This is a genomic window from Streptomyces sp. AM 2-1-1 (assembly GCF_029167645.1).
Taxonomy (GTDB): Bacteria; Actinomycetota; Actinomycetes; order Streptomycetales; family Streptomycetaceae; genus Streptomyces.
This window is the reverse complement of sequence record NZ_CP119147.1, coordinates 3763248-3777318: the sequence shown is the minus strand read 5'-3', so window position 1 is coordinate 3777318 and position 14071 is coordinate 3763248. Positions and strand designations below refer to the sequence as shown.

The window sequence follows — 14071 nt, the reverse complement described above, 5'->3', positions numbered from 1 at the left end:
GAACGGCACAACCCTCCGTGCCGCGCCCGGCGGGGCCGTACCGGCGTCCGGGTGAAACCGCGTTTCGCCCGGCGGGGCCGTACCGGCGTCCGGGTGAAACCGCGTTCCCCCGTGCGCAGCCGCGCGTACGCCACCGGGCCGGATCGGCATCGTGGCCTCCGCCCCGCCACCACCCGCTCCCCAGGAGGACTCCATGCTCGGCACCGACTTCCGTACCGGATCGCCCAACTGGCTCGACCTCGGCAGTCCCGACACCGAGGCGGCCGCCACCTTCTACGCCGCCGTCTTCGGGTGGCGGATCGCGTCCGCCGGGCCCGACACGGGCGGGTACGCGTTCTTCCAGGTGGAGGGGAAGACCGTCGCGGCGATCGGCCCGCTCACCGAGGAGGGGGCCGCCTCCGCCTGGACGGTCCACTTCAAGACCGATGACATCGGGGCCACGGTCCAGGCCGTCCGGGACGGCGGCGGAACGGTCCGGGCGGAACCGATGGACGTCATGGGCGAGGGGATGCTGGCCCAGGTCACGGACGCACAGGGCGCCGACTTCGCCCTCTGGCAGCCCGGCCGGACGGCCGGCTTCGAGCTCGCCTCCGCTCCGAACAGCCTGATCTGGGTGGAGCTGCACGTCGCCGACCCGGTTGCGGACCTCGCCTTCTACCAGGGCCTGTTCGGCTGGCGGAGCCAGGACATGCCGGTGCCCGGGATGACGTACCGGGTGCTGAGCACCGAGGACGGCGAACTCCAGGACACCACCTTCGGCGGGGTCGCTCCGGCGGACGACGACGCGCCGAGCGGCGGCGGGCACTCCCGCTGGGTCCCCTACTTCCACGTGGAGGACGTCGACGCCACCGTCGGGGCGACCCGGTCGCACGGCGGGTCCGTGCTGATGCCGGCGGCGGACATGCCCGACGTCGGCAGGATGGCCTGGCTCGCCGACCCCTTCGGCGCGGTGTTCGCCCTGCTGAAGCCCGCCCCCCGGATGTGAGGACTCCGGCCGGGCCCCCGCCAGGGGTCCGGCCGGGACTGTCAGTCCTCCCCGCCCTCCAGCTCGCCCTCGGTCTCCAGGAACACCTGGCGCAGTGCGTCCAGGACGGCCGGGTCCGGCTTCGCCCACATCCCGCGCGACTCGGCCTCCAGGAGGCGTTCCGCGATCCCGTGCAGCGCCCACGGGTTGGCCCGCTGGAGGAACTCCCGGTTCTCCGGGTCGAGCACGTACGTCTGGGTGAGCTTGTCGTACATCCAGTCGGCGACGACCCCGGTCGTGGCGTCGTAGCCGAACAGGTAGTCGACGGTCGCGGCGAGTTCGAAGGCACCCTTGTAGCCGTGGCGGCGCATCGCCTCGATCCAGCGGGGATTGACCACGCGCGCGCGGAAGACGCGGGAGGTCTCCTCGACCAGGGTGCGGGTGCGGACGGTCTCCGGGCGGGTGGAGTCGCCGATGTACGCCTCGGGGGCGGTGCCCTTCAGCGCGCGCACGGCCGCCACCATGCCGCCGTGGTACTGGAAGTAGTCGTCCGAGTCCGCGATGTCGTGCTCACGGGTGTCGGTGTTCTTCGCGGCGACCTCGATGCGCCTGTACGCGGTCTCCATCTCCTCGCGGGCCGGACGCCCGTCGAGCTCCCGGCCGTAGGCGTAGCCGCCCCACACCGTGTAGACCTCGGCGAGGTCGGCGTCGGTGCGCCAGTCGCGGGAGTCGATGAGCTGGAGGAGGCCGGCGCCGTACGTCCCCGGGCGCGAGCCGAAGATCCGGGTGGTGGCCCGGCGTTCGTCACCGTGCTCGGCGAGGTCCGCCTGGGTGTGGGCGCGTACGAAGTTGTGCTCCGCCGGTTCGTCGAGCGAGGCGGCCAGCCGTACGGCGTCGTCGAGCAGCCCCACGGTGTGCGGGAAGGCGTCCCGGAAGAAGCCGGAGATGCGGAGCGTGACGTCGATCCTCGGGCGGCCCAACTCCTTCAGGCCGATGGGCTCCAGGCCGGTCACGCGGCGCGAGGCGTCGTCCCAGACCGGACGGATGCCGAGCAGCGCGAACGCCTCGGCGATGTCGTCGCCCGCGGTGCGCATCGCGCTGGTGCCCCAGAGCGAGAGGCCGACCGAGGAGGGCCACTCGCCGTTGTCGGCGCGGTAACGCTCCAGCAGCGAGTCGGCGAGCGCCTGGCCGGTCTCCCAGGCGAGCTTGGAGGGCACGGCCTTCGGGTCGACGGAGTAGAAGTTGCGGCCGGTCGGCAGCACGTTGACGAGGCCCCGCAGCGGCGAACCCGAGGGCCCGGCCGGCACGAAGCCGCCGTTCAGCGCGTGAACGGCGTGGTCGAGTTCGTCGGTGGTGGCGGCGAGGCGCGGCACCACCTCGGTGGCCGCGAAGTCCAGGATGTCGGCGACGGCGGACGGGTGTCCGGCCGCGACCTCCGCGACGGCGGACGGTTCCCAGCCGGCGTCCTCCATCGCCTGGACCAGGGCGCGCGCCTGCTCCTCCACCTCGTCGGCGGCGGTGCGGGTGGCGGCCGACTCGTCCAGGCCGAGCGCCTCGCGCAGGCCGGGCAGCGAGGCCGTACCGCCCCAGATCTGGCGTGCGCGCAGCACCGCGAGGACGAGGTTGACCCGGTCGTTGCCGGCCGGCGGGTTGCCCAGCACGTGCAGGCCGTCGCGGATCTGGACGTCCTTGATCTCGCAGAGCCAGCCGTCGAGATGCATGATGAACTCGTCGAAGCCCTCGTCCTCGGGGCGGTCGTCGAGCCCGAGGTCGTGGTCGAGCTTCGCGGCCTGGATGAGCGTCCAGATCTGGGCGCGGACCGCCGGCAGCTTCGCCGGGTCCATCGCGGCGATCTGCGCGTGCTCGTCGAGGAGTTGTTCCAGCCGTGCGATGTCGCCGTAGCTGTCGGCGCGGGCCATCGGCGGCACCAGGTGGTCCACCAGCGTGGCGTGCACCCGGCGCTTGGCCTGGGTGCCCTCGCCGGGGTCGTTGACGAGGAACGGGTAGACCAGCGGGAGGTCTCCGAGGGCCGCGTCGGGACCGCAGGCGGCGGAGAGCCCTGCGTTCTTGCCGGGCAGCCACTCCAGGTTGCCGTGCTTGCCGAGGTGGATCATCGCGTCGGCGCCGAACCCGTTGTCCTCGGCGGAAGCGGCGATCCAGCGGTAGGCGGCCAGGTAGTGGTGGGAGGGCGGCAGGTCCGGGTCGTGGTAGATCGCGATCGGGTTCTCGCCGAAGCCGCGCGGCGGCTGGATGAGGATCAGCAGATTGCCGCGCCGCAGCGCCGCGAGGACGATGTCGCCCTCCGGGTTCGCCGACCGGTCCACGAACATCTCGCCGGGCGCCGGCCCCCAGTGCTCCTCCACCTCCGCGCGCAGCCGGGCGGGGAGCGTGGCGAACCAGCGGCGGTAGTCGGCGGCCGGGATACGCACCGGGTTCGCGGCCAACTGCTCTTCGGTCAGCCACTCCTGGTCATGGCCGCCCGCCTCGATCAGGGCGTAGATCAGCTCGTCGCCGTCGCCGGAGACCAGCCCCGGGATCCGGTCCTCGGGCCCGAAGTCGTACCCCTCCGCGCGCAGCCGCCGCAGCAGCGCGACGGCGCTCGCCGGAGTGTCCAGGCCGACGGCGTTGCCGATGCGGGAGTGCTTAGTCGGGTACGCGGAGAGGACCAGGGCGATCCGCTTCTCCGCGTTCGGGATGTGCCGCAGCCGGGCGTGCCGGACGGCGATCCCGGCGACCCGGGCGGCCCGCTCGGGGTCGGGGACGTACGCGGGCAGGCCGTCGGCGTCGATCTCCTTGAAGGAGAACGGCACCGTGATCAGGCGCCCGTCGAACTCCGGCACCGCGATCTGGGTGGCGGCGTCCAGCGGCGAGACGCCCTCGTCGTTCTCCTCCCACGCACGGCGTGAGCCGGTCAGGCAGAGCGCCTGCAGGATCGGTACGTCGAGCCCGGTCAGGGCGCCCGCGTCCCAGGACTCGTCGTCGCCGCCCGCCGACGCCTCGGCGGGACGGGTGCCGCCGGCCGCGAGGACCGTGGTCACGATCGCGTCGGCCGCGCGCAGTGCGCCGATCAGCGCGGACTCGGGGGTACGGAGCGAGGCCACGTACAGCGGGAGGGCGCGGGCACCGGCGTCCTCCACCGCGGTGCAGAGCGCGTCCACGAAGGCGGTGTTGCCGCTCATGTGGTGGGCGCGGTAGTAGAGCACCGCCACCGTGGGCGCGTCGTCCGGGAGGGCGCGGGCGGTCCGCTCCAGCGGGCCCCAGGCGGGGGCCGGGGCGGGCGGCTCGAAGCCGTGGCCGGTCAGGAGCACGGTGTCGGAGAGGAACCGGGCCAGCTGGTCGAGGTTGTCCGGCCCGCCGTGCGCGAGGTAGGCGTGGGCCTCGGCCGCGATACCGATCGGGACCGTGGACGCGGCCATCAGCTGGGCGTCGGGGGCCTGTTCGCCGGTGAGGACGACGACCGGGAGGCCGGCGGCCCGCACCTGGTCGAGCCCTTCCTCCCAGGCGCGCACCCCGCCGAGGAGGCGCACCACGACGAGGTCGGCGCCGTCGAGCAGCGCGGGGAGCGTGTCGAGCGGGAGGCGGGAGGGGTTGGCGTACTTGTAGCGGACCGGGCCCTCACAGACGCGGGCGCTCAGCAGGTCGGTGTCGGAAGTCGACAGAAGCAGGATCATGCCGAGTCAGCCCTTCCCCGGGGTGTCCACGCCCCGGGCGGTGTCGGACGGCGGGAGTTCCTGACTCGTCCGGCCGCGTCAGCGGACCGGACTCACAGTGGCGGGACCGCGCCGGATTCTCACCGGGCTTCCTCCCATGGCGCCGTCTGGCGTCGGCGGACCGAACGGACCGCCGTGCAGCATCCTAGAAGACGCGTCCCCGGCGCGGCAGGGGGCGTCCCGGAACGCCTCCACCCGCCCGGCCCCGGGCTCCACCCGCGCACCCCGCCCGGCGCCGGCCGCCGTGCGCCCGCGCGGCACAGGTCACATCGATCGGCCGGTGACGTCCTGAACGCGGTGGGTATGCTCGCCGCCATGTCCGCAACCGCCGATTCGCCCGGTTCCCCCGTGGCCGCCGTCGCCCGGGACGGCGGCGGCGACGCCTGCCCCGGTGCGCTGCGGCTGCACCGGGCGGACGACGGTGCGCTGGCGCGGGTACGGATACCCGGCGGGGTGCTGACCGCCGATCAGGGCCGTGTCCTGCTCGACGCCGCCGAGCGGCTCGGCGACGGCGCACTGCACCTCACCTCGCGCGGGAACGTCCAACTACGGGGACTGGAGCGGGAGCACGGTCCCGAGCTTTCCGAACTCCTTGTCGCCGCGGGCTTGTTGCCGTCCGTCCACCATGAGCGGGCACGGAATGTCGTCGCCTCCCCGCTCGCCGGGCTCGACGGTCTCGGCCATGGCGGACTCCGCTCCTGGCTGGTCGAGTTGGACGCGCTGCTCTGCGGGAGCGAACGCGCCGCCGCCCTCTCCGGCCGCTTCCTCTTCGCGCTCGACGACGGTCGCGGCGACATGACCGCGCTCGGCGCCGACCTCAACCTCCTCGCCGGTCCGGACGGCCGGGCGACACTGCGGATCGGGCCCGGCGACACCGGCACCCCGCTCCCCGTCCCCTGCGCAGCGGCCCCCCGCGCCGCGTTGCTCGCCGCCGAGGCGTTCCTCGACCTGGCGGCCGACCCGGGCATCTGGCGTGTTTCCGCCCTCCCCGAGGACGTCCGCGCCGCCCTCCCCGCCGAGGTCGCCCGCCGTGCCGGCCTCGTACCGCCGGCCGAGCGGCCCGCGCAGGCCGCGCAGGCCGCCCCGAGCGAGCCTGCCGCAGCCGGCGCTCCCGCGCCCGGCGCCGTCACCGGCCCCGACGGCCGGACCGCGCTGCACGTCGGCGTACCGATGGGCCGGCTGACCGGAGGGCGGTGGCGGGCGCTCCTGGAGACCGCCGAACACCACGGCTCCGGCGAACTGCGCTGCACCCCGTGGCGCGGGGTCGTCGTCCCCGGCCTGGACGCCGCGGCCGCCCGGCAGGCGCTCGACTCGCTCGCCGGTGCCGGGCTGGTGACCGGAGCGGGCTCCCCCTGGTCCGGCGTCGGCGCCTGCGTCGGACGGCCCGGCTGCGCGAAGTCGCTGGCCGACGTACGGGCCGAGGCCGAGGCCGCGCTCGGACCCGCCGGCCGGCTGCCGGTGTACTGGTCCGGCTGCGAACGCCGCTGCGGACACCCGCACGGGGAGTGGATCGACGTGGTCGCCACCCCCGAAGGGCGCCGGATCACCCACGTACGGGGCGACACCCGGGCCACCCCGGTGACCGTCCGGGACGATCCGGCCGCGCTCGCCGCCGCCGTGGCCGCGGCCCGGGGCATCCGTGCCTGACCACCTGAGCACCTGAACCCCTTCCCCGCGGCACCGGAGCCCGCCCGTGCCCCGGACCGTCCCCGGCCGCCCGGCGCACCACCGGCGGGCCCGGGGGCCCGACCGAAGACCCGACCGAAGAAAGTGACAGGACTGTGCATCAGTACGAGAAGGACGGACCGGCGATCTACCGCCAGTCCTTCGCCACCATCCGCGCGGAGGCGGATCTCTCGGGCCTGCCCGCCGACGCCGGCCAGGTCGCGGTCCGGATGATCCACGCGTGCGGCATGGTCGACCTCGTACGCGACCTCGCCTTCTCCCCCAAGGCCGTGGCCCACGCCCGCGCCGCGCTCCGCGCCGGCGCGCCGGTCCTCTGCGACGTGGCGATGGTCGCCAGCGGGGTCACCCGCAAGCGGCTGCCCGCGGACAACGAGGTCGTCTGCACCCTCTCCGACCCCGCGGTGCCCGAGCTCGCCCGGACCCTGGGGACCACCCGGAGCGCCGCCGCACTGGAGCTGTGGCGGGACCGGCTGGAGGGCTCGGTCGTCGCCATCGGCAACGCGCCCACCGCGCTCTTCCGGCTGCTGGAGATGATCGAGGAGGGCGCCCCGCTGCCCGCCGCCGTCATCGGTGTCCCGGTCGGCTTCATCGGCGCGGCCGAGTCCAAGGAGGCCCTCGCGGCGCACGTCTCCGGGGTCGAGCACCTCGTGGTGCGCGGCCGTCGCGGCGGCAGCGCCCTGGCTGCGGCGGCCGTCAACGCCCTCGCGAGCGAGGAGGAGTGACCGGGACCGTGGCGGCGAACGAGACCGCCCGACACGCACCCGGGGCCGACTCCACCGGCGCCGGGGGCAGGGGCCGACTCTACGGGGTCGGCCTCGGCCCCGGCGACCCGGAACTGATGACCGTCCGGGCGGTGCGGGCCATCGCCGAGGCCGACGTCATCGCCTTCCACAGCGCCCGGCACGGCCGCTCGATCGCCCGCTCGATCGCCGCCGCACACATCCGGCCGGACCACATCGAGGAGCCGCTGGTCTACCCTGTCACCACGGAGACCACCGACCATCCGGGCGGCTACCGGGGCGCGCTGGAGGACTTCTACACCGAGGCGGCGGCCCGGCTCGCCGCGCACCTCGACGCGGGCCGCACGGTGGCCGTCCTCGCCGAGGGCGACCCGCTCTTCTACGGCTCGTACATGCACATGCACAAGCGGCTGGCGGACCGGTACACCGCCGAGGTCGTCCCCGGGGTCACCTCGGTCAGCGCCGCCGCCGCACGGCTCGGCACCCCCCTGGTCGAGGGCGAGGAGATCCTCACGATCCTGCCCGGCACCCTTCCGGAGGAGGAGCTGACGGCCCGGCTCGCGTCGACCGACTCCGCCGTGGTGATGAAGCTCGGCCGGACCTTCCCGGCGGTGCGCCGCGCCTTCGAGGCGTCCGGGCGGCTGGCCGAGGCGCGGTACGTCGAACGCGCCACCATGGCCGGGGAGCGCACCGGCGACCTCGCGGAGGTGGAGACCGGCTCGGTGCCGTACTTCGCGGTCGCCGTCCTGCCCAGCCGGGTCGGCGCCCCCCGCCCCGAGCCGGAACCCGGCTCCGGCGAGGTGGTGGTGGTCGGCACCGGACCGGCCGGCCCGCTCTGGCTGACGCCCGAGACGCGCGGGGCGCTCGCCGCCGCCGACGCGGTGGTCGGCTACACCACCTACCTGGACCGGGTACCGGTCCGACCCGGCCAGGTCCGCCACGGCTCGGACAACAAGGTGGAGGCCGAACGCGCCGAGTTCGCGCTCGACCTGGCCCGGCGCGGACAGCGGGTGGCCGTGGTCTCGGGCGGCGATCCGGGGGTCTTCGCCATGGCGACGGCGGTCCTGGAGGCCGCCGCGCACACCGACTACGCGGGCGTCCCCGTACGCGTCCTGCCCGGGGTCACCGCGGCGAACGCCGCCGCCGCCCGCGCGGGCGCCCCGCTCGGCCACGATTACGCGACGATCTCCCTCTCCGACCGGCTCAAGCCCTGGGAGGTCATCGCCGGACGGCTGCGCGCGGCGGCCACCGCCGACCTGGTCATCGCGCTCTACAACCCCGGCTCGAAGAGCCGGACCTGGCAGGTCGGCAAGGCCCGCGACCTGCTCCTCGAACACCGCTCCCCGGACACCCCCGTCGTCCTCGCCCGGGACGTCGGCGGGCCCGCGGAGAGCGTGCGCACGGTACGCCTCGCCGATCTCGACCCGGCCGAGGTGGACATGCGCACCCTGCTGATCATCGGGTCCTCGCAGACCCGCCGGGTGGACGGGCCCGACGGCACCTCGGTCGTCTGGACCCCGCGCCGCTACCCGGAGGAGTGACGCGGCGCACGGCAGAGGCGGGTGTCCAGCCAGGCCAGGGCCTCGGCCGGTGACCCGGCCACCGGCACCCCCTCGGGGACCGGTGGCCGGGTCACGACCACGACCGGTATCCCCGCCTCCCGGGCCGCCGCCAGCTTGGGCGCGGTGGCGGCGCCCCCGCTGTCCTTGGTGACCAGCACCTCCAGGCGGTGCCGGCGGATCAGCTCCCGCTCTCCCGCCAGGGTGAACGGCCCCCGGTCGAGCAGCACCTCGCCCCGAGCCGGGTGGGGCGCCTCGGGCGCGTCCACCGACCGCATCAGGAACCAGTGCGCGTCCAGCCCCGCGAACGCCGCCAGTCCCATCCGCCCCGTGGTGAGGAAGACCCGCTCACCGAGCGAGGGCAGCAGTGCGGCGGCCTCCGCCAGGGAGCCGGCCGGGTGCCAGTCGTCACCCGGGCCGGCGACCCAGCCGGGGCGGCGGAGCGCCAGCAGGGGAACATGGACCGAGGCGGCGGCCCTGGCCGCGTGAAAACTGATCGTTCCGGCGAAAGGATGGGTGGCGTCGATGAGCGCATCCACCCGGTGCTCCCGCAGCCACGCGGCGAGACCCTCCGTACCGCCGAAGCCGCCGACGCGGACTTCGCCCGGAGGCAGCACCGGCCGGGCCACCCGCCCGGCGAGCGAACTCGTCACCCGCAGGCGCTCCCTGCCTCCGTCCGGCGCCTCGGCGGCCAGCGCCTCCGCGAGCCGTCGGGCCTCCGTCGTGCCGCCCAGCACGAGGACGTGGGCGGGCGTGTTCACCGGCGACATCGGCACCATCCGGGGGTCTCTCCATGAGCAGTGAGGCGAGCGGCGAAGTCCGCGGCGGGGCGGACGGGGGGACGGCCGGTGAGGCGGAGGGCGGCCGGGAGGCCCAACTCAAGCACACCGGTCTGCGGCCCGGATGGACCACCGGCGCCTGCGCGACGGCGGCCACCACCGCCGCGTACACCGCGCTGCTGACCGGGGAGTTCCCGGACCCGGTGACCATCACACTGCCGAAGGGCCAGACCCCCGCCTTCGCGCTCGCCGTCGAGTCGCTGGCGGACGGCACCGCGACCGCCGGGGTGGTCAAGGACGCCGGCGACGACCCGGACGTGACCCACGGGGCGCTGGTCAGGGCGACGGTACGGGCGTTGCCGCCGGGCTCCGGCGTGGTGTTCCGGGCGGGCCCCGGCGTCGGCACGGTGACCCTGCCCGGCCTGCCGCTGGACGTCGGTGAACCGGCCATCAACCCGGTGCCCCGGCAGCTGATGCGCGACCACGTGGCCCGGGTCGCGGCGGAGCACGGCGGCACCGGGGACGTGGAGGTCACGGTCTCCGTGGACGACGGCGAGGAGATCGCACGTTTCACGTGGAACGGTCGCCTCGGCATCCTCGGCGGCCTCTCCATCCTCGGCACCACCGGGGTCGTCGTGCCGTACTCCTGCTCCGCGTGGATCGACTCGATCCGGCGCGGGGTCGACGTGGCACTGGCTGCCGGGCAGACCCATGTGGCCGGGTGCACCGGCTCGACCTCGGAGAAGACGGTCGTCGCGGAGTACGGCCTGCCGGAGATCGCCCTGCTGGACATGGGCGACTTCGCGGGGGCGGTGCTCAAGTACGTACGCCGTCATCCGGTGCCCCGGCTCACCGTATGCGGCGGTTTCGCCAAACTGTCGAAGCTCGCCGCGGGCCACCTGGACTTGCACTCGGCGCGCTCCCAGGTGGACAAGGGGTTCCTCGCCGGGCTGGCCCGGGAGGGCGGCGCGGACGAGGAGTTGGCCGCGGCGGTGGCGAGCGCCAACACCGGGCTCGCCGCGCTCCAGTCGTGCGCGGCGGCCGGGGTCCCGCTGGGCGATCTGGTGGCGGTGGCCGCCCGGGACCAGGCGCTCGCGGTCCTGCGCGGGGCCCCGGTCGCGGTGGACGTGATCTGTGTCGACCGGGCCGGGACGGTGGTCGGGCGCAGCGCGGTCCGCTGAACCCCGGCCGCGGCCTCCTCAGCAGGTGGGGCGGTCGCGGTGCGGCGAGTAGAGGTGGCTGTCGCGGAACTGCTCCGCGCCCAGGGTCCGCCCGACCATGATGACGGCCGTACGGATCACCCCGGCCTCCTCCACCTGGCCGGCGATCGTCGCCAGGGTGCCGCGCAGGACGATCTCGTCCGGCCGGGAGGCCATCGCCACCACGGCGGCCGGGCAGTCGGCCCCGTAGTGCGGCAGCAGCTCCTCCACCACCCGGTCCGCGTACCGGGCGGCGAGGTGGAGCACGAGCAGGGCACCGCTCCGGCCGAGCGTCGCGAGGTCCTCGCCCTCCGGCATGGCGGTGGCCCGCTGGGCGATCCGGGTCAGGATGACCGTCTGACCGACCGTCGGTACGGTCAGCTCCCGCTTGAGCGCCGCCGCGGCGGCGGCGAACGCGGGGACCCCGGGCACCACTTCGTAGGGCACGCCGGCGTCGTCGAGCCGCTTCATCTGCTCGTTGACCGCGCTGAAGACGGACGGGTCGCCGGAGTGCAGCCGGGCGACGTCGTGGCCCTCGGCGTGGGCGTGGACCAGTTCGGCGGTGATCTGCTCGATGTCCAGGCCCTGGGTGTCGATCAGCCGCGCGTCCGGCGGGCAGTCGGCGAGCAGTTCACGGGGCACCAGGCTGCCCGCGTAGAGGCAGACCGGGGCGGCGGCGAGGAGACGGGCGCCACGCACCGTGATCAGGTCGGCCGCGCCGGGTCCTGCGCCGATGAAGTACACGGTCATGGGGTCGCTCCCGGGAGGTCGTGGGGCTTGCGGACGGACCACTGCGTGACGGGCATCGCCTGGCGCCAGCCGGTGAAGCCGCCGACCGGGACGGCGTGGGCCACCGCGAGGCGGACCAGTTCGCCGCCGTGGCGCCGGTAGCGGTCGGCGAGCAGCGCCTCCGACTCCAGCGTGACGGTGTTGGCGACCAGCCGTCCCCCGGCGGGCAGCGCCTCCCAGCAGGCGTCGATCAGCCCCGGGGCGGTCAGCCCGCCGCCGATGAAGACGGCGTCCGGCGCGGGCAGGCCGGCGAGCGCGCGCGGGGCGCGGCCGGACACCACCCGCAGACCGGGCACGCCGAGCCGGTCGGCGTTGCGCCCGATCCGGGCGGCGCGCGCCTCGTCGCGTTCGACGGTGACCGCCCGGCAGGACGGATGGGCGCGCATCCACTCGACGGCGATCGACCCGGAACCGCCGCCGACGTCCCAGAGCAGTTCGCCGGGGGCGGGCGCCAGCGCGGCGAGGGTGGCGGCGCGGACGTGGCGCTTGGTGAGCTGCCCGTCGTGCTCGTACGCCGCGTCGGGAAGCCCGGGTACGAGGCCGAGACGGAGCGCGTCCGGGGTGGCCCGGCACTCCACGGCGACGAGGTTGAGCGGGTCGCCCGCCGGGTGGGCCCACTCCTCGGCGGTGCCCTCGTGGCGGGACTCGGCGGCGGAGCCGAGCTGTTCGAGGACGGTGAGCCGGCTCGGGCCGAAGCCGTGCTCCGCGAGCAGGGCGGCCACCGTCGCCGGGGTAGTGGCGTCGGCGCTCAGCACCAGGAGCCGGCGGCCGTCGTGCAGGGCGGCGAGCAGCCGGGCGGCGGGCCGGCCCACCAGGGTGACGGTCTCGGTCTCCTCGGCGGGCCAGCCGAGCCGGGCGCAGGCGTACGCCACCGAAGAGGGGTGCGGCAGCACGCGCAGCGCTCCGGCGCCGAGTTCCTCGGTGAGGGCCCGGCCGATCCCGTAGAACATCGGGTCGCCGCTGGCCAGGACCGCGATCCGGCTGCCCCGGTGGGCGGCGAGCAGTCCGCCGACGGCGGGGCGCAGCGGGATGGGCCACGCCACCCGCCGGCCCGCGCAGACGGCGGGCAGCAGACCGAGCTGGCGTCCGCCGCCGATCACCACCTCGGCCTCCAGCAGCGCGGTGCGGGCGGGTTCCGCGAGGCCCGCCCAGCCGTCGGCGCCGATGCCCACGACGGCCACCGGGGACGGTGCGGGCGGGGGCGCGGGGGATGCGGGCGGGGCGGTGGACACGGCCGGGACCTCGGGGTTCGGGGCGATCGGGACGTTCGGGGTCTGCCTCGGGCGGAGACGAAGCCGCACTCTACTGCCGGAGCCCGAAGGACGACCGGCCGGGCCCGCCGGGCCCGCTCGCGGGTGCGGCCCGCGCGGTGTCCGATGGTAAGGACGAGACCCGGGGGGCACGACGGCGGAGGTGCGATCCACGATGAGGTATCTGGTGATGGTGCAGGGTTCACAGGCCGACTACGACGCGATGTCCGGTACGGCGTCGGCCGAGGGCGGCCCGGCCTGGACCGAGCGGGACCGCCGGGCGATGTTCGCGCACATGGAGGCGCTCAACGACGACCTGGCCGCGTCCGGCGAGATGCTCTCCTGCGACGGCCTCGCCGCCCCGGACCGGACCCGCTTCGTGACGGCGGGCGCGGACGGTGGGCCGCCCGTCGTCACCGACGCCCCGTACGACCGGAGCCAGGTGCTGCCCGCCGGGTACTGGGTGCTGGAGTGCGCGGACCTGGACCGGGTGACCGAGATCGCCGCCCGGGTCGTCGCCTGTCCGCAGCCCGAGGGTGCCCCGGACCGGCCGGTGGCGATCCGCCCGATCGGGGAGGGCCCCGCCGAGGAGCCGGCGGCGGCGTGAGTCCCCGGCCGCCGGCCCCCATCGGCAGCAGCAGGAGTCGCCGATGCCCGGGGCCGCCACCACCATCGGCAGTATGACCACGAGCAGCGCCGGAGCATCCGGGGAGAACGGCGTCCCCACCCTGCGGATCGCGCAGCAGCCGGAAGCGGACGAACTGCTCGCGCGCAGCCCGCTGGCCGCCCTCGTCGGGATGCTGCTCGACCAGCAGGTCCCCATGGAGTGGGCGTTCTCCGGCCCGCACGCGCTGGCCCGGCGGATGGGATCGGACGACCTCGACGCCCGGGAGATCGCCGGCCGCTCCCCCGAGGCGTTCACCGCCCTCTTCACGGGCAAACCGGCCCTGCACCGCTACCCCGGCTCCATGGCGAAGCGGGTGCAGCAGCTCTGCCAGTACCTCGTGGCGGAGTACGACGGGGAGGCGGGCGCGGTGTGGGCGGACGCCGCCACCGGAGCGGAACTGCTGGCTCGGCTGGAGGCCCTGCCCGGCTTCGGCACCCAGAAGGCGCAGATCTTCCTGGCGCTGCTGGGCAAGCAATTCGGCGTCCGCCCGCCCGGCTGGCGGGAGGCGGCGGGGGCCTACGGGGAGCAGGGCGCGCACCGTTCGGTCGCCGACATCACCGGCCCGGAGTCGCTCGCCGAGGTCCGGGCGTTCAAGCAGCGGGCGAAGGCGGAGGCCAGGGCGGCGAAGACGGCGACGAAGGCGACGAAGGCGACGAAGACAGCACCGCCGGCTCCGGACGATCCTGCGGCTCCCGCGACTCCCGCGACTCCCGCCAGGAAGGCGGCAC

At 75.3% G+C, this 14071-nt stretch carries 10 protein-coding genes, 1 pseudogene and 1 riboswitch; of the genes and pseudogenes, 7 read left to right on the top strand and 4 right to left on the bottom strand.

Annotated features, from left to right (window positions below; genetic code table 11):
- Positions 1-193 precede the first annotated feature (193 nt).
- On the top strand, positions 194-985 hold the full coding sequence (locus PZB77_RS16405) for a VOC family protein (protein ID WP_275493347.1): 792 nt from the start codon (positions 194-196) through the stop codon (positions 983-985).
- A 41-nt stretch (positions 986-1026) separates the two neighbouring features.
- On the opposite strand, the gene cobN is transcribed toward PZB77_RS16405, so the two are convergent.
- Positions 1027-4635, bottom strand: a complete 3609-nt coding sequence (cobN, locus tag PZB77_RS16400; protein WP_275493346.1) for a cobaltochelatase subunit CobN — start codon at positions 4633-4635, stop codon at positions 1027-1029.
- A 54-nt stretch (positions 4636-4689) separates the two neighbouring features.
- A riboswitch (cobalamin riboswitch) is annotated at positions 4690-4769 on the bottom strand.
- A gap of 208 nt (positions 4770-4977) precedes the next feature.
- Between cobN and cobG the strand changes: the two genes are divergently transcribed.
- The 3 genes from cobG (at position 4978) to cobJ (ending at position 8641) form a co-directional block, all read left to right on the top strand.
- The gene (gene cobG, locus PZB77_RS16395; protein ID WP_275493345.1) at positions 4978-6321 is read left to right on the top strand and encodes a precorrin-3B synthase; all 1344 of its coding nucleotides are present in this window, start codon (positions 4978-4980) and stop codon (positions 6319-6321) included.
- Positions 6322-6455: 134 nt separating this feature from the next.
- Positions 6456-7082: a precorrin-8X methylmutase gene (locus PZB77_RS16390; RefSeq protein WP_275493344.1), complete on the top strand. Its 627-nt coding sequence runs from the start codon at positions 6456-6458 to the stop codon at positions 7080-7082.
- Positions 7083-7195: 113 nt separating this feature from the next.
- Positions 7196-8641 (top strand): precorrin-3B C(17)-methyltransferase, encoded by a 1446-nt coding sequence (cobJ, locus tag PZB77_RS16385; RefSeq protein WP_275496088.1) that lies wholly within the window; start codon positions 7196-7198, stop codon positions 8639-8641.
- On the opposite strand, the gene PZB77_RS16380 is transcribed toward cobJ, so the two are convergent.
- Positions 8626-9438, bottom strand: coding sequence for a cobalt-precorrin-6A reductase (locus PZB77_RS16380; protein ID WP_275493343.1), 813 nt, complete (start codon positions 9436-9438; stop codon positions 8626-8628). The genes cobJ and PZB77_RS16380 overlap by 16 nt on opposite strands.
- 14 nt (positions 9439-9452) lie before the next feature.
- Between PZB77_RS16380 and PZB77_RS16375 the strand changes: the two genes are divergently transcribed.
- Positions 9453-10619: a cobalt-precorrin-5B (C(1))-methyltransferase gene (locus PZB77_RS16375; RefSeq protein ID WP_275493342.1), complete on the top strand. Its 1167-nt coding sequence runs from the start codon at positions 9453-9455 to the stop codon at positions 10617-10619.
- 18 nt (positions 10620-10637) lie between these two features.
- On the opposite strand, the gene cobM is transcribed toward PZB77_RS16375, so the two are convergent.
- The gene (gene cobM, locus PZB77_RS16370; RefSeq protein WP_275493341.1) at positions 10638-11387 is read right to left on the bottom strand and encodes a precorrin-4 C(11)-methyltransferase; all 750 of its coding nucleotides are present in this window, start codon (positions 11385-11387) and stop codon (positions 10638-10640) included.
- Entirely contained in the window at positions 11384-12658 is a 1275-nt protein-coding gene (gene cbiE / locus PZB77_RS16365) for a precorrin-6y C5,15-methyltransferase (decarboxylating) subunit CbiE (RefSeq protein WP_275493340.1), read from the bottom strand. The genes cobM and cbiE overlap by 4 nt, the downstream gene beginning before the upstream one ends.
- Positions 12659-12851: 193 nt before the next feature.
- On the opposite strand from cbiE, the gene PZB77_RS16360 reads away from it, so the two are divergent.
- On the top strand, positions 12852-13283 hold the full coding sequence (locus PZB77_RS16360; RefSeq protein ID WP_275493339.1) for a YciI family protein: 432 nt from the start codon (positions 12852-12854) through the stop codon (positions 13281-13283).
- 73 nt (positions 13284-13356) lie between these two features.
- Positions 13357-13971: pseudogene (locus PZB77_RS16355) on the top strand (HhH-GPD-type base excision DNA repair protein); the annotation flags it as partial.
- Positions 13972-14071 lie beyond the last annotated feature (100 nt).